The organism is Pseudomonas sp. 39004, assembly GCF_028682155.1.
GTDB lineage: Bacteria > Pseudomonadota > Gammaproteobacteria > Pseudomonadales > Pseudomonadaceae > Aquipseudomonas > Aquipseudomonas capeferrum.
The window spans coordinates 1-19,687 of the sequence record NZ_JANIAG010000103.1 but is presented as its reverse complement, the minus strand read 5'-3'; the positions used below and the strand labels follow the sequence as shown (position 1 = coordinate 19,687).

Here is a 19,687-nt window from a genome sequence, read left to right as displayed (position 1 = left end):
CAGGTTGCAGGCATTCCTGAACGACTTGGGCTTTGAACGGTTTCGGATAAGAGCTTCGTTGACGCATGGAAATCCTGGCGATAAAGGCGATCGCGTCCGCTTAAAAATACGCGGACACCATCGCCCTTAAAGCTGGAGTTCGGAAGGTGAGTTCGCCGGACGCTTACGATTAATAGGCTTAATTTCGGTTTGAATTTTAGCCTGGAATACCAACTGGAATACTGAGATACCTATTCCTAGCCTGCCAACAAACAACAGTGACGACTGTAAGTCGACCTGCGCCCAAATCGCGGTCGACCTGGTCGAAGCGTCAGCCTGCTTCGACTGACCTGCGCGAGCTTCTGATCCGATCGTCGGACCGGCTGGACACCGACGCGGCGCATCGAACTGAAGGCATAGCCCGCCATCAGCCTGCACTGCACTTGCCTGAGGTTTTTCACCCCGATCAGATGTACCTAAAGGGCTGCTCTCAAGCTAAGCGGGTAGATGGGAAATCGCTTCGCTTCAGGATGCCGAATATAGGGGTTGAGCTTTCAGCTTTACGACAGTTACGGCTCAAGCTAAGGTGCTGGCATAAGGGCATTATCTCCCAACATTTGTCCACGGAAGGTTCTAGGGTGCACGTGGTGCGCCCGCTCATTCCGAGTTTGTGGCACCCCGAAGCGCGCGCTTGGCAAGGTGCTGTCATTGATCCAACTGGATTGGTCTTTGACGCATCAGTGTCGGTAATGCGGTCATGCTGAACATCAAGAATGCTTAATTGAAGGCAGAAGCTATGGATTTTTCGACGTTGTTGCACCTATGGGGTGCAGCAAGCTCTGAGCAGCTGATCGCACCCAAAATGGTTGTTGGTCTCGTTTTCATTCTTTGCGCTTGGTATTTCGTGCGTTACTTCTGTAGGTCATTCAAGCTCAGCGCCCAGCTGAAACGTTTGACTGTTAGCTTGCAGAACGTGAAAACTCTCGCTCCACCTCTTCGGCGCTCTGAGCTTGAACGTCTGTTCAGTGGCGGCAGATTGGAGCATTCCTGGCGTGAGTATGCTGAAACGCTGCACGATCAGTTCGAGCTCAAGGAGGGCGAACAGGTTCTTGTCCGATCGCGAGCCACTGCCGGTGCTGCACACTTCTTCTCACCGCAAAGTGTGGTTGATACCCCGCTGGGGACCGAGTTCTATAAGCACCTACCGGGTATCTTGACCGGTATCGGGATCGTCGGAACCTTCTTCGGCCTGATGCTAGGTCTTCAGCACTTTGACCCGAGCACGCCTGAACAGGTTAACGCCAGCGTCGATAAGCTGTTGAAAGACGTGCTGTTCGCTTTCATCGGCTCCTTCATTTCAATCATGGCCTCTATCGCCGTCACGCTTACTGAAAAGTGGCGCTTGGGACACTGCTACAAGCTGCTTGAGGCATTCAATGAAACCATCGACGGGCTTTTTGACAGCGGTGTCGGCGAGGAATACCTGGCCGAACTGGTGCGATCAAGTGCTGAAAGCTCGGTGCAAACCCGTCAGTTGAAGGACAGCCTGGTAACCGATTTGCGGGAAATGTTACAGAACCTGGTTGATACCCAGGTCCGTGAAAGCCTCAAATTGGCAGATACCTTGTCGACGACGTACCGCGACTCTGGGCAGCTGTTGGCCGACCAGGTGAGCGGTGCAATCGAGAACAGCCTCAAATCGCCGCTTGAAGCCATCGCGGGTGCCGTGCAGGCCGCCAGTGGCGATCAGTCCGGGCAGGTACAGAATCTGCTTCAGGATGTTCTGGTTGCCTTCATGAACAAGCTGGAAGGTACGTTCGGCCAGCAGTTCAATGGCCTGCACGAGTTGATGGGCCAGTCGGTTGCCGCCATGCAGTCGATGCAGCAGGGCTTCTCGACGCTGATCCAGGATATGCGTTCGGCTAGCGAGTCCTCGAATCAAAGCAGTTCGACCATGATTGCCCAGCTACTGGCCGATATGCAGGCCGGACAAAACGCCATGCAAGCGGGGATGAACGAGATGCTCGCCAATCTTCAGGCTTCGGTTGCCCGTATCGGCAACGAAGGAGAGGGGGCTGGCGCTCGAATGGCCGAGCAACTGGAGAAGCTGTTCGCTCAAAGCGAGGCTCGCCAACAGGCAATGGCTGAGAATCTCCAGGCTTTTGTCGAGTCGATCAAGCAGAGTATCGGCCAAGGCCAACAGGAAACCATGGCCAAGATTGCAGGCTCGGTCGAGGTGCTGGGTGAGCAGCTTTCTGCAGTCTTCAAGCAACTGGAACAGGGCCAGCAGCAGATGGATCAATCTACCCGCGCTGCCCAGGCAGACCTGCACCAAGGTACCCGCGAACTCGTGGGTGGCCTCGACGAGCAGGTCAAGGCGTTGCTGCAGACGGTTTCCGAGCAACAGAAGTCTGCCCAGGACACCGTCAATGCATTGAGTGCCCAGACTGAGCAGCATCTGCAAAGTATGCAGCTGGGTGCGGATAAGATGCGGGCGGCGGCTGAGCGGTTTGAAACCGCCGGACAAAGCGTTGCGCGAGCCAGTGAGTCGACTGCAGGGCTGATGGGTACAGTCCAGGGCGCAGGAGCTGAGCTTGCACAGGCATCCCGTGAGCTGAATACCGTAGTCGCGGACTACCGGAACAATCGTGAAGCGCTCGCGAAAACGCTCGCGGTCATCGAAGGGGTAGTTGCCAGTGCTCAAGGGGAAGCCAGCGGTCGCAGTCAGTATCTCCAGGACCTCAAGGTTCAAAGCGAGCGGATGCAGGCGCTCAACCGTGAAGTATATGAGTACCTCGAAAACATCAGTGGTGTTCTGGGTAACGGCTTTAAGGAGTTCGGGGATGGCATGGATCGAGCTTTGAGACAAACCTTGGGTAGCCTTGATACCGAGTTAGATAAAGCAGTCAAAAGCCTCGCTAGCGGCGTAGATGAGGTCAAGGGTAGTCTCGAAGACTTCAGTGACATCATGGAACGCATCAGGCGGTAACGGAGGTTAGTCGATGTTTGGTAAGCAAATGCCTTCGGCTGCCCGTTCAAAAGACGAAGGAGAGAAGCCTTTTTGGATCTCCTTCGCTGACTTGATGACGGCGATGATGATTTTGTTTCTTGTAGTCATGGTGGCGGCTTTGAGTTCTGTGACGCAGCGGATCAACCAGGCGGAACAGGGGGAGAAGCAGCGTAGCAAGGACATCAGTCAGATTTGCGAGCACCTGAGCCTCAAGGCGAAAACTGCCAGCAAGACCATCGTCGTGGACTGCAAGGACAACCGGATTAGCTTCGGCGATGCTGGCCGCTTTGGGCACAACCAGTACGCGCTGAGCAACGATGGCCAATCGGCACTTCAGGAGGTCGTGCCGATGATTCTGGACGCGGCCAACAGTGAAGAGGGGCGCAAGTGGTTCAAGCAGGTCGTGATCGAGGGGTCTACCGATACCGATGGTTCCTACCTTTATAACCTGCACCTGTCACTGCAGCGTTCGGAGTGGGTGATGTGCAGCCTGCTCGATAGTCGCAGCCCGCTCCAGGTCGGATTGTCGCCGGAGCATCAGCAGCAAATCAGATCGATGTTTCTGGCGGGTGGCGTGTCCTTCAATAATGCAAAGGACACCAAGGAAGAAAGCCGGCGAGTGGAGTTGCGCATGCAGTTTTTTGGCTTGAAGGAGAAGGAGGGCAAACTCAAGCCTGATGTGCCGGTGTTCACTAATACTGATGTGGAAAAATGTCAGTTGGCGATGAACCGATGACCAGTTCGATCGCGAGACTTTCCGCCGCCATTAGCCAAAGCCTGTCAGCTCATCGCACGGTGCAGGCCCCAGAACCGTTGGAGCGTTTCCCCCGGCTGGCTGCTGCGGGAGTCGATCTTTACGAGCGATTTGAGCGCGCTGAAAAAGCCTTACCGCCACCCGAAGAAAAGCGCCGTGCTGCGATAAGCAAGTTTCGCAATGTGTTGCCACTCAACGCCTCGGAATGGCGCTTGGTGTTCGCCGGCCTTTCAGACAAGAGTGAGAGCGTTGGGCCGATACTGAACGATGACCAGCTTTACGCCCGGGTGCACGATGAAGTGCATCAGCGTATTGAAGGGCGAAGGCTGAGCCGCCGGGATTGGTTGGCGCTGTGCTTCAGCTACTTTGGGTACGACGCCGCTACGCCTGCGCAGAACGCCAATTGGTGCCTGTTGCGCGAAGACGTTCAGCTCGGTTTCGAATGCGTCAGAGACCAGCAAAAGCGAGTGAAGGAGTGGGTGCAGATAGTTCAGCAGCATCAGGAGCTTTTTTCCGAGCAGGCAGGTGCCACGCTGGGTGACCAGATGTTCAAGGGCGAGATTAGCGACCTTTCGGCATTGCAGACGATTGCGCAGATCCCAGATAACAGCTGGCTGTGGCGCAGGATTTTTACCGTGCTGATTTCTCGCATTTTCATGCTGGATGACGCCGAGTTCTCTCAGCGTTTGGCTGACCTGGTCGACATCGGTCGGCAGCACCCGCGGTACATGAACGACATTCTGAGTGCATGCCTGTCGCGTTACCACTTGGCAGCTTATCGGGAGAAGCCATCGTCGTTGCTCAAACAGCTTGCGCTCGACAATTGGGGTAGTCCGCAGATCCGCTCCAGACAAAACAGTTGGCTGCAGTATGTCGATAATGATGTCTGTGCGATGGTTGTGGCGTGGTTTGCGAAGGAGGATCTGGAGCACTTCTTCAACCTGCTCAAAGGGGAAGCAGAAGTCGATCAATCTCGTCTGCATTATTGGCTGCGTTTTGCCAACCAGATGAGTTACACCCGGATTGTCATGGGTTCGGATGCATGGCATGACAGCGGGCGAGACTTCGTCCACTTCCGAGAGAAGAACAAGGGGCGCCTCAGCCGACTGCTAGGCGGGCCTGGCCATAACAATGCCGTCATCATGCAGATCGGGAACTACTTTTTCGTGGAATTCTCCGGTACGGGTAATGCCTGCTATGTGTATCAAGCAGACAAGTCGCCTTTCAACCCAGACAAGATGCAGCTCGAATTGGCGAGCGAGCTGAAGCAGCCTAATCGTGCACTGGATCGAATGCGGCATTCACCCGCACCCAGCCGCCCGGACCGCATAGAGGGTTGGCTCAGCAAATTCGATTATGCCCTCGAGCAATGGGGTATTCGTGTACAGAGTCAGGCCGCAGCGGCAGGCTCAGCCAAAGCGTTGCCTTTTGAAGACCAGGTCCGTGACGCTCTAAAGTCGGTCAAACACAAGGTCTATGATCAGCGCGAGCGCGGCGGTGCATTTCAGGTCCAGCTTGATGATCATGACCCGGCCGCAGTAACTGCACTGCAGCGCCTGGGCTTCAGGCCCGTCAATAACCAGCCACTCCGGTTCTGGAGACAGTAATGCTCAAGCGTTTCCTAAAAGGTATTGGCCTGCAGCCGAACTCGGCAGTAGAAAATACTGAGCCGGTTTTTTCCATTGAAGAGCAGGGCATCTGTTATCCCCTGAGTTTGGCGGAGAGTACGGAGTCTTGGTCGCTGGCGAGTTATCTTGATCAGCTGGAAGAAGAGGAGTTCGTCTCCCAGTTGAGTGATCGCTGGCTCTTGACGTGGGATGAGCTCTACCGACTGCTGGATGAGCCAGAGCACGTAACAAGCATGCCACTATTGGGGTTGCCGCCGGAGACAGCCCTCATACCTCAATTGAGCAGCCAGGGCAGCCTTGCCTACGACGATTTCAAGGTCTCCATCAATGGCTGGCGTGATCCGCAGTCCAATACCAACGTGCAGGTGCAGCGAACGGGGGCCATTGTTCAGTATCAGGGCGCTACAGAAATGCTGCCAGAGGCATCCTGGAAACTGACCGGTGCGGTACGACAGCTTTATCTGGCACAACAAAATGAGCCCGGTGAAGTGACCAACCAGATCGGCTGGGCCAGCATCAGAAAACTGGCGCGTAAGGCTGGCGCCGGTATGGATGGTTTCCTGGATAAGACCGTCGTTATCAAACCCGAGAAGCTGCGGCTCAACCCACGAAAGTCGACGCTAGGCGACACACCGGTTATCGAGTTGCAACCGAGCTTTGAAGGCCAGCCGGCCAACTGGCTTGAGAGCTTTGACGGTGCCAAGCAGGTTCAGGATCGATACCGGGTAACGGGTGACGATGGCTCGCTGACTCATGTTCTGATTGAGCCTGAAGTCAAATCGGTACTGGACTACGTGCGTTCGTTGCCCGGACGTCGGGTTGCTGGTGACGATGCCCTTTCATTCGTCCGTAACCCTTACAGCACACTCGGCGAAAGTGCCGTGCAAGTGCTGGATGCCGAAGCCTATGAAGACGAGCTCGCCGAGGCCGGTATTTTCTTTCATCGTTTCCATCTGGAACCCAAACTGGATGAAGCGGGCCAGCGAATTGAGCAGGTAACATTTTCGCTCGAACCGATTTCTCCAACCCCGCAAGTGCCTATCGAGATTGAGTTCAAAGCCGCCCATGAATTCGCGCCGCTTGTGCATGAACTGCAGCTGAAGTTGGCCGCCGGCATGCCTGCGGGCTTCTGGCAGGGCTATGAACTGGAACTCAGCGATTTTGATTTGCGCCAGTTGGCAGGCATCAATGACCTGCTTAAACGTTGGCAAAACGAAGCGGCCGGTATCGAGTTTGACTCGGTCCTGGACCTTTCCCTCTACGGCGACCGCGTGACGGGTATTGGGGAAGCGGAAAGAATTACTTCGCCTTTCCTGGTCAAAGAGGCGACCGAGAACTGGTTGCCGAAGGATGTAGCAGCGCTGGGCATCGATGCAGAAGTCCTTGGTCGGTGGGATCCTTCTGATCGCGCTCAATTTGAAGCGTTTGGGCAGCGGCTTGATGAAGCTCGCGCTGCCGGTGATGAAACGGTCTGTTTGCCAGAGTCTGAAACACCACTCTCGATTGCCGCTGCCGAGCAACTGTTTGATGCGTGGTCGAAGAAAATTGCGCCTGTCGAGACCGAGCAGGTTGAGCAGCGGGAGAAAGTTGGCCGCGCCGTACTGCAAATCGGCCACAACATTGACGAGCCGACTTACGTTCAGGTACGTCAAGCAGCGTTATGCGCCGCTTTGGATGCAACGCCAGAGTTGCCTGGCCTGCTCAAGCCAGAAGTCGTCCTGCGCGACCATCAGCTTCAAGGTGTAGCGTGGTTGCAGCATTTGTTCCGCTTGTCCCCCACGGACGTATCGGGTTGCTTGCTCGCCGATGACATGGGGCTTGGGAAAACAATCCAACTGCTCACCTTCCTGGTCTGGTACCTGGAACAGTATCCAAAAGATCAGCCAACACTGATCGTCGCTCCTGTCTCGTTGCTAGACAATTGGGAGCGAGAGCTTCACAGGTTCTTCTTTGCTGACGCACTGCCCGTGTTGAAGCTGTATGGCTCAGCCTTGAGCGCAGTGAAGTTCAAGAAAGATGAAATCCCAGCGGATTTGAAAGCCAAAGGTATCAAGAACCTGCTGCGCCCAGGTTGGATGGGCGATGCCCGAATCGTCCTGACGACATACGAGACACTGCGTGATCAGGAGTTTTCCCTGGCGCGCCAGCAATGGTCCATCGTCGTGTGCGACGAAGCTCAGAAGCTGAAGAACCCGGCGGCACTGGTGACTCAGGCGATCAAAGCCATTCCCGCACGGTTCCGAGTAGCGTGTACCGGTACGCCGGTCGAGAACACCCTGATCGATCTCTGGTGCCTGTTCGACTTCATTCAGCCAGGATTCTTGGGCGGCTTGAACCAGTTCGGTCGCGACTATCAGCGCCCCATCGAAGCCGCACTAGAGCGTGATACAGATGCGCTGGAACGCCTGCGTGGGCTTATCGAACCGCAGACTTTGCGGCGGACCAAGCAGGACATCGCCAAGGACCTGCCGGCCAAAATCGAAGACGCAGCATGCCGTTCACTCGGCATGCATGCCCTGCAGCGTAACCTCTATCTGTCCGAAATATCCGCATACAGCCAAAAGCAGCAGATCGAAGAGCAGCTAGATCAAAAGACCTCCGGCATGCTGGGCTTGCTGCACAAGCTCAAGCTGATTTGTGCCCATCCTTACAGCGTTCAGCCCGACACGCGGTTGCGCGACAACTCGCCGAAGCTTCAGTGGCTGATTCAGACGCTCGAGTCGATCAAAAGGGCCGGCAACGGCGACAAGGTCATCGTCTTTACCGAGTTGCGAGATATTCAGCGGGAACTGCAGCATGCGATTCAGCAGCATTTCGGGTTTCGGGCGACGGTCATCAATGGCGATACCAGTACCAGCAGTCAGAGCGCCAATAGCCGGCAGAGGCTGATCGATCAATTCCAAGAGCTGCCGGGTTTCGCCGTCATCATCCTGTCCACTATCGCCGTCGGATTCGGGGTGAACGTGCAGGCGGCCAATCACGTCATTCACTTTACGCGCTGCTGGAACCCGGCCAAGGAAGATCAGGCGACGGATCGAGCCTATCGGATTGGGCAGCAGAAGGATGTGTATGTGTACTACCCGACGGTTCGGGATGCGACGATGCCGACGTTTGAAGCGACGCTGGACGAGCTGCTGAGTAAGCGGCGAGCGTTGGCGCGAGATATGTTGAGTGGAACCTCGGAGCTGCAGGCTTCTGATTTTGAAGCCGTGCTGAACACGCATTGATATGTCAATTATGGGTACAGGTGCGCTCATCTCCAAGCGTGCCAATCCGCAAGAACCTGCGAGCTAGGGCGGGTGCGTCAGTGGTAACTGAGTGGATTATTTACCTGTTCGCACGTCAAGTGTTGGCACTGGACGTTCTGAGGCTTAATGTGCGCGGCATCCAGGCCGCCCATGAGCCCTCGGGCTGTGACATTCAGTCGGCTCGAAAGGTTAAACTCACCCTTTTGCCTGTGTATTCCAAGGAATTATTGAGTGAACACGGAAAATCATTCCCAGACGGCCGCCTTTCTCTGGTCGATTGCCGACCTACTGCGTGGTGATTTCAAGCAGTCCCAGTACGGCCGCATCATCCTGCCATTCACCCTGCTGCGGCGTATGGAGTGTGTGCTGGCGCCGACCAAGGATGCCGTGATTTACGAGTCCTACGCTCAGGAAGGCCGCCCGGACACCGTACGTGAAATGTACATGCTGCGCGCCGCTGACCAGCAGTTCTTCAACTCCTCATCGTTGACCCTCGGCACCCTGTCCGACACCCAGACTGCCGCCGACCTGATGAGCTACGTGCAGGCGTTCAGCAAGGATGCCCGCGAGATCTTCGAGCACTTCCACTTCGAAGATTTCGTTCAGCAGTTGGAAACCGCCAACCTGCTGTACCAGGTGGCGCAGCGTTTCGCGGTAACCGATCTGAGCCCCGAGTTCATAAGCAACTTCGGCATGGGCATCATCTTCGAAGAGTTGATTCGCAAGTTCGCGGAAAGCTCCAACGAAACCGCCGGGGAGCACTTCACCCCGCGAGATATCGTGCACTTCACCACCTCGCTGGTGATCACCGATCAGGATCACAAGCTCGCGCCCAACAGCATCGTCACCATCTACGATCCAACCGCCGGCACCGGCGGCTTTCTGTCCGAGGGTGATGAGTACATCCAGTCCATCAGCGAAAAGGTCAGCGTGTCGCTGCACGGCCAGGAGCTCAACCCCGAGTCCTACGCCATCTGCAAGGCGGACATGCTGATCAAGGGCCAGGACGTGGCCAGCATCAAGCTCGGCAACACCCTGTCCAACGACCAGCTGGCCGGCAAGCACTTCGACTTTATGCTCAGCAACCCGCCGTTCGGCGTGGAATGGAAGAAGGTGCAAAAGCAGATCACCGACGAGCACAGCCACAAGGGTTTCGATGGCCGCTTCGGCCCGGGCCTGCCGCGCGTGTCGGACGGCTCGTTGCTGTTCCTGCTGCACCTGGTCAGCAAGATGCGTGACCCGCGCGAAGGTGGCTCGCGTATCGGCATCATCCTCAACGGCTCGCCGCTGTTTACCGGCGGCGCGGGTTCGGGCGAGTCGGAGATTCGCCGCTACCTGCTGCAGAACGACCTGGTCGAGGCCATAGTCGCGTTGCCGACCGACATGTTCTACAACACCGGCATCGCCACCTATGTGTGGATACTCAGTAACCACAAGGCCGCTGCGCGCCAGGGCAAGGTGCAGTTGATCGACGGCAGCCAGCACTACGCCAAGATGCGCAAATCGCTGGGCAGCAAGCGCCAGTACATCACCGATGATCAAATTAGCGAGCTGGTGCGCCTGTATGGCAGCTTCGAGCAAACCGCGCAGAGCAAAATCTTCCCCATCGACGCCTTCGGCTACCGCCGCATCACCGTCGAACGCCCGCTGCGCCTGAACTTCCAGGCAAGCAGCCAGCGCATCGCTAAGGTGCTGGAAGAAAAAGCCCTGCAGAAGCTCGACAGCGCCGCTCAGCAGCAACTGCTAGAAGCCTTGCAAACCCTCGACGCCAGCGTGTTGCACCGCAACCGCGAGCAGTTCAGCAAGTTGTTGAAAAAAGCCCTCACCGCGCACAGCATCAGCCTCAGCACGCCGGAGCTAAAAGCCCTGCTCAATGCCTTGAGCGAGCGCGACCCCGAGGCGGATATCTGCACGACCAAAGGCCAACCCGAAGCCGACGCTGGCCTGCGTGACAACGAGAACGTGCCGCTGGGCGAGTCGGTGTACGACTACTTCCAGCGCGAAGTTATTCCCCATGTACCGGATGCCTGGATAGACGAAAGCAAAACCGATGCACAGGATGGCGAGGTCGGCATTGTCGGTTTCGAGATTCCCTTTAACCGCCACTTTTATGTGTTCCAGCCACCGCGTCCGCTGGCTGATATCGACCGCGACCTGAAAACCTGCACCGACCGGATCAAGCATATGATTGAGGGGCTGTCGGCATGACATTCCCCTGTTATCCGAAATATAAGGCGTCAGGCTTTATCTGGTTGGGAGACGTACCTGAAAGCTGGGCACTCAAGCGTCTTGGCCATTACTTCGATGAGCGCCGCGAAAGGGCCAGTGATACTGAGTTCGAGCCTTTGTCAGTGACCAAACACGGGATTGTTCCCCGGCTTGAAAGCGCAGCAAAAACGCAGGATGGGGACAATAGAAAGAAAGTGTTGGCGGGCGATTTTGTTATCAATAGCCGCTCCGACCGCAAGGGGTCTTCCGGGTTGTCTCCCCTAGATGGGTCAGTCTCTTTGATTTGTACTGTCCTGACCCCGAGTGGATTACACGGCCCATTTATTCATCACTTATTCAGAAGCGAGCTTTTCCAAGAAGAGTATTACCGTTGGGGTAAGGGAATAGTGGCTGACCTTTGGAGCACGAATTTTTCTGACATGAAGAATATTGTGCTGGGTGTTCCTTCTGAGGCCGAACAAATCCAAATCGCCCGCTTCCTCGACCACGAAACCGCCCGCATCGACGCGCTGATCGAAGAGCAGCAGCGCTTGATCGAACTGCTCAAGGAAAAGCGCCAGACCGTCATCTCCCATACCGTCACCAAAGGCCTCGACCCCACGGTGTCGATGAAGGATTCCTGCGTGGAGTGGCTAGGCGAGGTGCCGGCGCATTGGGATGTAGGTGCTTTGCGCTGGTACGCAACCATCCAAGGTGGTGTGGCTAAGGGTAAGGATTATGAAGGGCGCGAGACTGTATTGATGCCGTATTTGCGTGTAGCGAATGTGCAAAACGGATTTGTAGATTTAAGTGAAGTAAAAGAGATCTCCGTACTCGAATCAGAAGTGGAACGTTACAGCCTTCGTGCTGGTGACGTGCTTATGAACGAGGGTGGCGATAATGACAAACTGGGCCGTGGAACAGTTTGGCAAGGGCAAATATCACCATGCCTTCATCAAAATCATGTATTTGCTATTCGGCCTAATGGTTCGCTCAAAGCTGAATGGTTGGCCACCTTTACTCAGTCCGAGCAGGCGCGTATCTACTTCTTCCTGAACTCTAAGCAAAGCACCAATTTGGCATCGATATCTGCAAGTAATGCTATGGGTCTGGCGCTACCAATCCCCTCCGTGAATGAACAACAAGAGATCCTTGCATATCTGGATCAAGATCGTGCGCGGCATGAGCAACTCGTTGGTGTAGCGACGTCCACAGTCGAATTGCTCCAAGAGCGCCGCTCAGCCCTAATTTCCGCCGCCGTCACCGGCAAAATCGACGTGCGCGGTTGGCAGCCAGCGGCCAGCGCGCCATCCCCCGAATTAGTAGAAGAGGCCGTGTAATGGCGGACAGCAAGGAAGCTCAGTTTCAATGCGACATTATCGACGCCCTGGCCGCCCAGGGCTGGCTAGTCGGCACCGCCAGCGGCTACGACCGCCGTACCGCGTTGTATGCCGAAGATGTGCTGGGCTACTTCAAGGACGCCTGGCCCGAGCGCTGGGACAAGTTCGCCAAGGCCAACCCCAATGCGCCGGAAGAGGTGCTGGTGCAAAAGCTGGTGCGCGAGCTGGAGCAGAGCGGCACTCTGGATGTGTTGCGCCATGGCTTTAAGCTGCCGGCGGTGAAGGTGGAGCTGTGCAGCTTCCAGCCCGACCATGGCATGAACCCGGGTACCCTCAAGCGCTACCAGTGCAACCGCTTGCGCGTGGTGCCGGAGGTGTCCTATTCGCCGCATGCGCGTGAGGCGGGCAGCAGCGGGCAAAGCTACAACCCACGGCTGGATCTGGTGCTGTTCGTCAACGGCATCCCCACCGCCACGCTGGAGCTGAAAAGCGAGTTCAAGCAGTCGGTGGAAAACGCCAAGCGCCAATACCGTTACGACCGCCCGGTAAAAGACCCGCTGACGCGCAAGCCGGAGCCGTTGCTGACCTTCAAGCGCGGCGCGCTGGTGCACTTTGCCGTCGGCCAGAACGAGGTGGCGATGACCACCCAACTGGCGGGTAAAGACACCTTCTTCCTGCCGTTCAACCTTGGCAGCGAAGAAGGCGGCGCGGGCAACCCCATGCCGGAAGACGACAGCCAGTACGCCACCAGCTACCTGTGGCAGCGCCTGATGCAGCCGGATGCCTGGCTCAAGGTGCTGGGGCGCTTTCTGCACCTGGACAAGAAAACCAGCGAAGGCTTCGACGGCACGCCGGTGACCAAGGAGACGATGATCTTCCCGCGTTACCACCAGTGGGAAGTGGTCAACCAGTTGATCAACACCACCCGTGTCGAAGGGCCGGGCAAGCGCTATTTGGTCCAGCACAGCGCCGGCTCGGGCAAGTCCAACTCCATCGCCTGGACCGCGCATCAACTGGCCTCGCTGTACGACGATGCCGGCCAGCGCCTGTTCAACTCGGTGATCGTGGTCACCGACCGCACGGTGCTGGATAGCCAGCTGCAGAACACCATCTACCAGTTCGAGCACGCCCAGGGTGTGGTCAAACCGATCAGCCGCGATGTCGGTAACCAGAGCAAATCCGAACAACTGGCCGAGGCGCTGGCTGAGCAGACCCGCATCATCATCGTCACCATCCAGACCTTCCCGGCGCTGTTCGATGCGCTGGACAAGTACCCCAAGCTGGCCAGCGGGCGCTATGCGGTGATCGCCGACGAGGCGCACTCCTCGCAAACCGGCTCATCGGCTAGCAAGCTGAAGCAGATACTTGGCAGCGATGTTATGGATGGCGAAGAAGTGACCGCTGAAGAGCTGTTGGACGCCGCCGTGCAGGCGCGCCAACCAAATGAGCGCATCAGCTACTACGCCTTTACCGCCACGCCCAAGGCCAAGACTCTGGAGCTGTTCGGTCGCCCGGCCGACCCAACCCTGCCGGTTAGTGCCAGCAACAAGCCGGAGGCGTTTCACCTGTACTCCATGCGCCAGGCCATCGAGGAAGGTTTTATCCTCGACGTGCTGCGCAACTACACCACCTACAGCACCGCCTGGAAGATCGCTCACCCGGACGGCGAAGACGACGAGGTGGACAGCAAACAGGCGCGCATCAAACTGGCCCGTTGGGTGCGTTTGCACCCGTACAACATTAGCCAGAAGGTCGAGGTGATCGTCGAGCACTTCCGCGCCAATATTCGTGGTCTGCTGAATGGCCAGGCCAAGGCTATGGTGGTGACCAGCAGCCGTCAGGAAGCAGTGCGCTACCAGTTAGCCGTCAAAGCCTATGTGCAGCAGATGGGTTACCGCGATGTCCACCCGCTGGTGGCGTTCTCCGGCAGCGTGTTGCCGGATGAGGTGATCCCCGAAGAGGTGACGGAAAGCAGCAGCCTGCTCAACGCCGGCCTGAATGGCCGTGACCTGGCGGACGCCTTCGATACCCAGGACTTCAATGTGATGATCGCGGCCAACAAGTACCAGACCGGCTTCGATCAACCCAAGCTCTGCGCCATGTACGTGGACAAGAAGCTGCAAGGCGTGGACTGCGTGCAGACCCTGTCGCGACTGAACCGCACCTTCGGGGATAGCAAGGAAACCTTCATCCTCGACTTCTTCAACGAGCCGCAGGATATTCTCGACGCCTTCTTGCCGTACTACACCAAGGCCGAGCTGACCGATGTGACCGACCCGCAGATCATCTATGACCTGCAGAAGAAGTTGGATGCAGAGGGGATCTATCACTGGCAGGAGGTCGAGGCGTTCGCCATGGCCTTCTTCGACCCCAAGGCTGCGGCCAGCAAGCTCAGCTACTATTGCACACCGGCCAAGGAGCGCTTTGCCAAGCGCTACGCCTTCTCGGTGGAGTCGCGCCAGCAGGCGCTGGACTTCAAACGCACGGCCGAGACTAACGGCGACAGTAGCGGCCTGAAAAAAGCCGAGCACGCGCTGAAAGAGGCCGGCGAGCAAATCGATCAACTCGACCTGTTCCGTAAAAACCTGCAGAGCTTTGTGCGCCTGTACGAGTTCCTCTCGCAGATTGTCCCCTACGAGGACCGTGAACTGGAGCAGCTCTGCGTGTACGCCAAACACCTGCACCCGCTGTTGCGCGTGGATCGACTACAACAAGACGACGTGGATGTGGGCGAGTTGCAACTGAGTCACTACCGTCTGAGCAAGCGCGCCGAGCATCAGCTGCGCCTGAACGAGGAAACCGGCGAATACACCCTCAAACCTAGTAGTGATGTGGGCAGCGGCAAGCCCCATGATCCGGAGAAGAAGCGCTTATCGGAAATTATCGAGGCGCTGAACGATATCTTCGGAGCCGAGGTGAGTGATGACGACCAACTGCAGTTCCTTACCGGCATCGCCCAGCGCATCAGCCGCCAGGAAGATGTGATGGCCCAGGTGAACAACCACTCGGTGGATCAAGTGATGCACGGCCTGTTCCCAAAACGCGTGTTGGACACCGTGCTGGACGCCATGACCGACCACGAGAAACTCTCGCTGGAGGTGCTGGATAACGAGACGAAGAGTCGGGCGTTTGCGCTGGTGATTTTGAAGATGCTGAAGACAGCGGCTGGATTTGATCAGAGCGGCTTGCACGGTGCCTGAACACCGCGTGTAAGGATAGGATGCAACGATGGCAATTCCTGATTTTCAAAGCGTGATGCGGCCTGTGCTGGCCACTGTGCAAAATGGTATGCCGATGCCACTCAACGAGGTGCGCGAGCAGGTGGCCGAGCGGTTTCAACTGACCGAGGAGGAGCGCAAGGAGCGGCTGCCTTCTGGCCATCAGACAGTAATCAACAACCGAGTGGGCTGGGCACGTACTTATTTGAACAAAGCGGGACTGCTGTGCATTCCTACTAAGGGGATGGTGCAGATTACGCCGCGCGGCCTCACTACTTTGGCTGATGGCCCGGAGCGCATCACGGTTAGTTGGCTGAAGCAGTTCCCTGAATTCGCAGACTTCCATACCGCCAAACCGCAAGAGCTTGACGCGCCTGCCTTGCTACCTGTCGAGGTTGCTGAAACCACGCCTGACGAGCAGTTGGCAGAAGCGCATCAAGCATTGGTACAGTCACTGGCAGATGAGCTGTTAGTGCAAGTCCGGGCCGCTACCCCCAGCTTTTTTGAGCAGTTGGTGGTCGATCTCATGATCGCCATGGGCTACGGCGGATCGCGTAAGGAAGCCGGTAAGGCAACCCAGGCAACCAATGATGATGGGATTGACGGGATTATTAAAGAAGACAAGCTCGGCCTTGACGTGATTTATCTGCAGGCCAAGCGCTGGACCAACACTGTGCACCGTCCGGAAATCGACAAATTTATCGGCGCTTTGACACGCCAGCGTGCCCGCAAAGGCGTGTTTATCACCACGTCGGATTTCTCGGATGGCGCCCGTGCTGCAGCGCTGGGGCTGGATATCAAAGTGGTGCTGATCGATGGTGTCGAGCTGGCGCGGCTGATGGTCGAGAATAACTTGGGTGTAAGCATTAAGCAGGTGTATGAGGTGAAGCAGTTGGACAGCGATTATTTCGCAGGGGAGTGAATTGTAACGTCTGGTCTTAGCATGACTTCGGCAGCTAATACTAACTCATATCCCTCTAACATGATGTCAGCGCCCGATGGCTCCCCTACGCTTCAAGATCAGTGAAGCAGTGAGTCGATAGTAATATCTGCTGGCCTCGGAATGATCTTTCAGGTACTGGGCGAGAAACCAGCGAACATGCTTCAGTTGCCAGGTCCAAGGATTGTCTCGCTGCCATCGCTGTTGAATGGCCGCTTGCATGATTCGGGCTTGGCGTAGGTGGCGTTGCTGCGTTGTTTTCGAACCTGCCAGGGTGCCGCTCAGGGTAAGCGTCCGGCGAACTCACCTTCCGAACTCCAGCTTTAAGGGCGATGGTGTCCGCGTATTTTTAAGCGGACGCGATCGCCCTTATCGCCAGGATTTCCATGCGCCAACGAAGCTCTTATCCGAAACCGTTCAAAGCCCAAGTCGTTCAGGAATGCCTGCAACCTGGGGCGACTGTCTCAAGTGTCGCCATCAGCCACGGCATCAATGCCAACGTCATCCGAAAATGGATGCCGCTCTATCGAGACCAGCCCGCAGCGACTTCACTACCGGCATTCGTCCCGCTAAAAGCCGTACCTAAACGGCCAGCCGAAGCGTCAGTGATCATCGAGTTGCCCATGGCCGGCCAAGTGATCACAGTGAAGTGGCCAACCTCAGATCCCGAGGGCTGCGCGCAATTTATCCGGGCTGTCGCTCAATGATCCGCATCGATGCAATATGGCTGGCCACCGAGCCGATGGATATGCGCGCCGGCACCGAAACCGCATTAGCCCGGGTGATCGCAGTGTTCGGTGCGGCGAAGCCGCACTGCGCTTATCTGTTCGCCAATCGTCGGGCTAACCGGATGAAAGTACTGGTGCACGATGGCGTGGGCGTCTGGCTTGCGGCGCGGCGACTGAACCAAGGCAAGTTTCACTGGCCCGGAATTCGCCACGGCTGCGAGGTCGAACTCGACAGCGAACAACTCCAGGCGTTGGTACTGGGTTTGCCGTGGCAGCGAGTCGGTACGGGTGGCGTGATCAGCATGCTGTAATCGCCGGCCATTTGACCGGTCTGCTTGTCGTCGTTTCGGGCCTGCTCTGGCACAATCGGCGGCATGACTTTCTCGCCCAACCTCGACCAGATGACCCCGGAACAGCTCCGTGCCTTGGCGGCACAGGCGCTGCAGTTGCAGTCCCAAGTCGAGGCGATGAGCAGGAAGATCCAGAACGATGAAATCCTCATCGAACAGTTCAAGTTCGAAATCGCCCTGCTCAAGCGCCACAAGTTTGCTAAGCGCAGCGAGCAAATCAGCCCGGCGCAAGGCAGCTTGCTGGATGACCTGCTCGACACAGACCTTGAAGCTATCGAAGCAGAACTGAAACAGCTCCTTCCAGCCTCGCCACAAGCCGAGCCACGGCAATCTCCGAAACGTGCGCCATTGCCGCTGCAGTTTCCACGCACAGTGATTCGTCACGAACCCGAAGACACTCAGTGCGCCTGTGGCTGCCAACTTCAGCGCATCGGCGAAGACGTCAGCGAGAAGCTGGATTACACGCCGGGCGTGTTCACTGTCGAGCAACATGTGCGTGGCAAATGGGCCTGCCGTCAGTGCGAGATACTGATGCAGGCGCCGGTGCCGGCGCAGGTTATCGACAAAGGTATCCCGACCGCAGTCTTGTTGGCCCACGCGATGGTGGCGAAGTTTGCCGACCACTTGCCGCTGTACCGGCAGGAGAAAATCTTTGGCCGCGCGGGGCTGGCAATCGCTCGTTCGACCCTGGCCCAGTGGGTCGGACAAACCGGTGTGCAGCTCCAGCCGCTGGTCGATGCACTGCGTGAAGCCGTTCTGAACCAGGGCGTGATTCACGCTGATGAAACGCCGGTGCAAATGCTTGCGCCGGGCGAGAAGAAAACCCACCGAGCCTATGTCTGGGCCTACAGCACGACGCCGTTTTCGGCGCTCAAGGCGGTGGTCTACGACTTCAGCCCAAGCCGTGCTGGCGAACACGCGCGTAACTTCCTGGGCGACTGGAACGGCAAGCTGGTTTGCGATGACTTCGCTGGCTATAAAGCTGGTTTTGAGCAAGGCATCACTGAGATCGGCTGCATGGCCCACGCCCGTCGCAAGTTTTTCGATCTGCATGTGGCGAACAAAAGTCAGCTAGCCGAACAGGCGTTGCACTCGATCAGCGGCCTGTACGAGGTGGAACGCCAGGCGCGGGACATGAGTGATGAAGATCGCTGGCGAATACGTCAGGAAATGGCGGTACCGATCAGTAAAAAATTGCATGACTGGATGTTGGCCCAGCGCGACCTGGTGCCCAACGGATCAGCCACGGCCAAAGCCCTCGACTACAGCCTGAAACGCTGGGTAGCGCTGACGCGCTACCTGGACGATGGTGCTGTGCCCATCGACAACAACCAAGTTGAAAACCAGATACGGCCATGGGCACTCGGGCGCTCGAACTGGTTATTTGCCGGGTCCTTGCGCAGCGGCAAACGAGCAGCTGCAATCATGAGCCTGATCCAATCGGCGCGCATGAATGGGCATGATCCGTATGCCTATCTCAAAGATGTACTGACGCGGTTGCCGACGCAACGGGCCAGTGAGATCGGGCAACTGTTACCGCATCAGTGGGTGTCTGCCTAACTTACGCAAGGTGAGTTGGGCGGACGCTTACATCATTTCAACGCTTTCGTGTGCATGACCGCTAACGGCCAGATCCGCTCTCGCTCTGCGAATACCTTCAACGAATGTTTTGGGCGTATACCTTGAGCTGTTGGCATCTGAACGATAGGCGCTCCAATAGTGCTCCAGAGCCTTCGGGAATTGCTCCGCCGTGTAGTTCTTCAGCCGGTGAACGGCGCCGATCGCATGCACCCCATCCTTGCGATCCGAAACAGGCAGGCACCGGGAAACCAGCTGCGCAAACGCACCGAGAACAACGCTCGTATCGTCGTCAGGGAAGACAAATCATTGGTGGAAAAGCGTGGCGGTGACACGCTCAACCCTATATTGCTCGCCTAAAAACGTCGCCCGATTTACATAAATACTGGTTCAAAAATCGTTTGAAACAATCAGTGGAAAAGCACGAATCTGTCCGAAATAATCAGTGGAAAATCACGATTTATTTTGTTTCTTCGGTGGAAAAACCATAAAGGATTCCACTAATTTATCGAAGGACTCGGTTTGGCCTAGGAAATACTGGGCTTTGGGGCTTTCCACTCAATTCGCGATTGGTGCATAAAAACCGGAGCCTTCAAAATTGATCCCGTCGCTAAATTATGAGAATTGCACCAGTCTGCCCTAACCCATTGAGATAGCTGTGAAATTCCCCTTTACGAGAGTACTGCTGCGAATAAATGAGAAAAAA

At 56.7% G+C, this 19,687-nt stretch carries 12 protein-coding genes; 11 read left to right on the top strand and 1 reads right to left on the bottom strand.

Annotated features, from left to right (window positions below):
- Positions 1 to 775: 775 nt before the first annotated feature.
- From zorA1 to NP534_RS17650, 8 genes are all read left to right on the top strand, one after another.
- Complete coding sequence (gene zorA1 / locus NP534_RS17685; RefSeq protein ID WP_274099561.1) at positions 776 to 2,968, top strand: type I Zorya anti-phage system protein ZorA1; 2,193 nt, start codon at positions 776 to 778, stop codon at positions 2,966 to 2,968.
- Between the two features lie 13 nt (positions 2,969 to 2,981).
- Positions 2,982 to 3,725 (top strand): type I Zorya anti-phage system protein ZorB1, encoded by a 744-nt coding sequence (gene zorB1, locus NP534_RS17680; protein WP_027614907.1) that lies wholly within the window; start codon positions 2,982 to 2,984, stop codon positions 3,723 to 3,725.
- Positions 3,722 to 5,350: a type I Zorya anti-phage system protein ZorC gene (zorC, locus tag NP534_RS17675; protein WP_274099560.1), complete on the top strand. Its 1,629-nt coding sequence runs from the start codon at positions 3,722 to 3,724 to the stop codon at positions 5,348 to 5,350. The genes zorB1 and zorC overlap by 4 nt, the downstream gene beginning before the upstream one ends.
- Entirely contained in the window at positions 5,350 to 8,598 is a 3,249-nt protein-coding gene (zorD, locus tag NP534_RS17670) for a type I Zorya anti-phage system protein ZorD (protein ID WP_274099559.1), read from the top strand. The genes zorC and zorD overlap by 1 nt, the downstream gene beginning before the upstream one ends.
- A gap of 252 nt (positions 8,599 to 8,850) precedes the next feature.
- Positions 8,851 to 10,827: a type I restriction-modification system subunit M gene (locus NP534_RS17665; RefSeq protein ID WP_274099558.1), complete on the top strand. Its 1,977-nt coding sequence runs from the start codon at positions 8,851 to 8,853 to the stop codon at positions 10,825 to 10,827.
- Positions 10,824 to 12,167, top strand: a complete 1,344-nt coding sequence (locus tag NP534_RS17660; protein ID WP_274099557.1) for a restriction endonuclease subunit S — start codon at positions 10,824 to 10,826, stop codon at positions 12,165 to 12,167. Before NP534_RS17665 ends, NP534_RS17660 begins: the two co-directional genes overlap by 4 nt.
- The gene (locus NP534_RS17655) at positions 12,167 to 15,367 is read left to right on the top strand and encodes a type I restriction endonuclease subunit R (protein WP_274099556.1); all 3,201 of its coding nucleotides are present in this window, start codon (positions 12,167 to 12,169) and stop codon (positions 15,365 to 15,367) included. The genes NP534_RS17660 and NP534_RS17655 overlap by 1 nt, the downstream gene beginning before the upstream one ends.
- A 28-nt stretch (positions 15,368 to 15,395) precedes the next feature.
- A complete protein-coding gene (locus tag NP534_RS17650) occupies positions 15,396 to 16,307 on the top strand; it encodes a restriction endonuclease (RefSeq protein WP_027614913.1) in 912 nt (303 codons plus the stop codon).
- 66 nt (positions 16,308 to 16,373) lie between these two features.
- Here the strand turns inward: NP534_RS17650 and NP534_RS17645 are convergent, their stop codons facing one another.
- Positions 16,374 to 16,610 (bottom strand): hypothetical protein, encoded by a 237-nt coding sequence (locus tag NP534_RS17645; RefSeq protein ID WP_274099562.1) that lies wholly within the window; start codon positions 16,608 to 16,610, stop codon positions 16,374 to 16,376.
- Between the two features lie 101 nt (positions 16,611 to 16,711).
- On the opposite strand from NP534_RS17645, the gene tnpA reads away from it, so the two are divergent.
- From tnpA to tnpC, 3 genes are all read left to right on the top strand, one after another.
- Entirely contained in the window at positions 16,712 to 17,032 is a 321-nt protein-coding gene (tnpA, locus tag NP534_RS17640) for an IS66-like element accessory protein TnpA (protein WP_034111071.1), read from the top strand.
- A complete protein-coding gene (tnpB, locus tag NP534_RS17635; protein WP_232893846.1) occupies positions 17,029 to 17,364 on the top strand; it encodes an IS66 family insertion sequence element accessory protein TnpB in 336 nt (111 codons plus the stop codon). The genes tnpA and tnpB overlap by 4 nt, the downstream gene beginning before the upstream one ends.
- 63 nt (positions 17,365 to 17,427) lie before the next feature.
- Entirely contained in the window at positions 17,428 to 18,963 is a 1,536-nt protein-coding gene (gene tnpC / locus NP534_RS17630) for an IS66 family transposase (protein WP_274099555.1), read from the top strand.
- Positions 18,964 to 19,687 lie beyond the last annotated feature (724 nt).

Excerpts from the sequence above, each read along its gene's own strand:
- zorA1 (WP_274099561.1), top strand. The coding sequence starts at position 776 with ATGGATTTTTCGACGTTGTTGCACCTATGGGGTGCAGCAAGCTCTGAG.
- tnpC (WP_274099555.1), top strand. The coding sequence starts at position 17,428 with ATGACTTTCTCGCCCAACCTCGACCAGATGACCCCGGAACAGCTCCGT.
- tnpA (WP_034111071.1), top strand. The coding sequence starts at position 16,712 with ATGCGCCAACGAAGCTCTTATCCGAAACCGTTCAAAGCCCAAGTCGTT.
- NP534_RS17655 (WP_274099556.1), top strand. The coding sequence starts at position 12,167 with ATGGCGGACAGCAAGGAAGCTCAGTTTCAATGCGACATTATCGACGCC.
- zorD (WP_274099559.1), top strand. The coding sequence starts at position 5,350 with ATGCTCAAGCGTTTCCTAAAAGGTATTGGCCTGCAGCCGAACTCGGCA.
- zorC (WP_274099560.1), top strand. The coding sequence starts at position 3,722 with ATGACCAGTTCGATCGCGAGACTTTCCGCCGCCATTAGCCAAAGCCTG.
- zorB1 (WP_027614907.1), top strand. The coding sequence starts at position 2,982 with ATGTTTGGTAAGCAAATGCCTTCGGCTGCCCGTTCAAAAGACGAAGGA.
- NP534_RS17650 (WP_027614913.1), top strand. The coding sequence starts at position 15,396 with ATGGCAATTCCTGATTTTCAAAGCGTGATGCGGCCTGTGCTGGCCACT.
- NP534_RS17660 (WP_274099557.1), top strand. The coding sequence starts at position 10,824 with ATGACATTCCCCTGTTATCCGAAATATAAGGCGTCAGGCTTTATCTGG.
- tnpB (WP_232893846.1), top strand. The coding sequence starts at position 17,029 with ATGATCCGCATCGATGCAATATGGCTGGCCACCGAGCCGATGGATATG.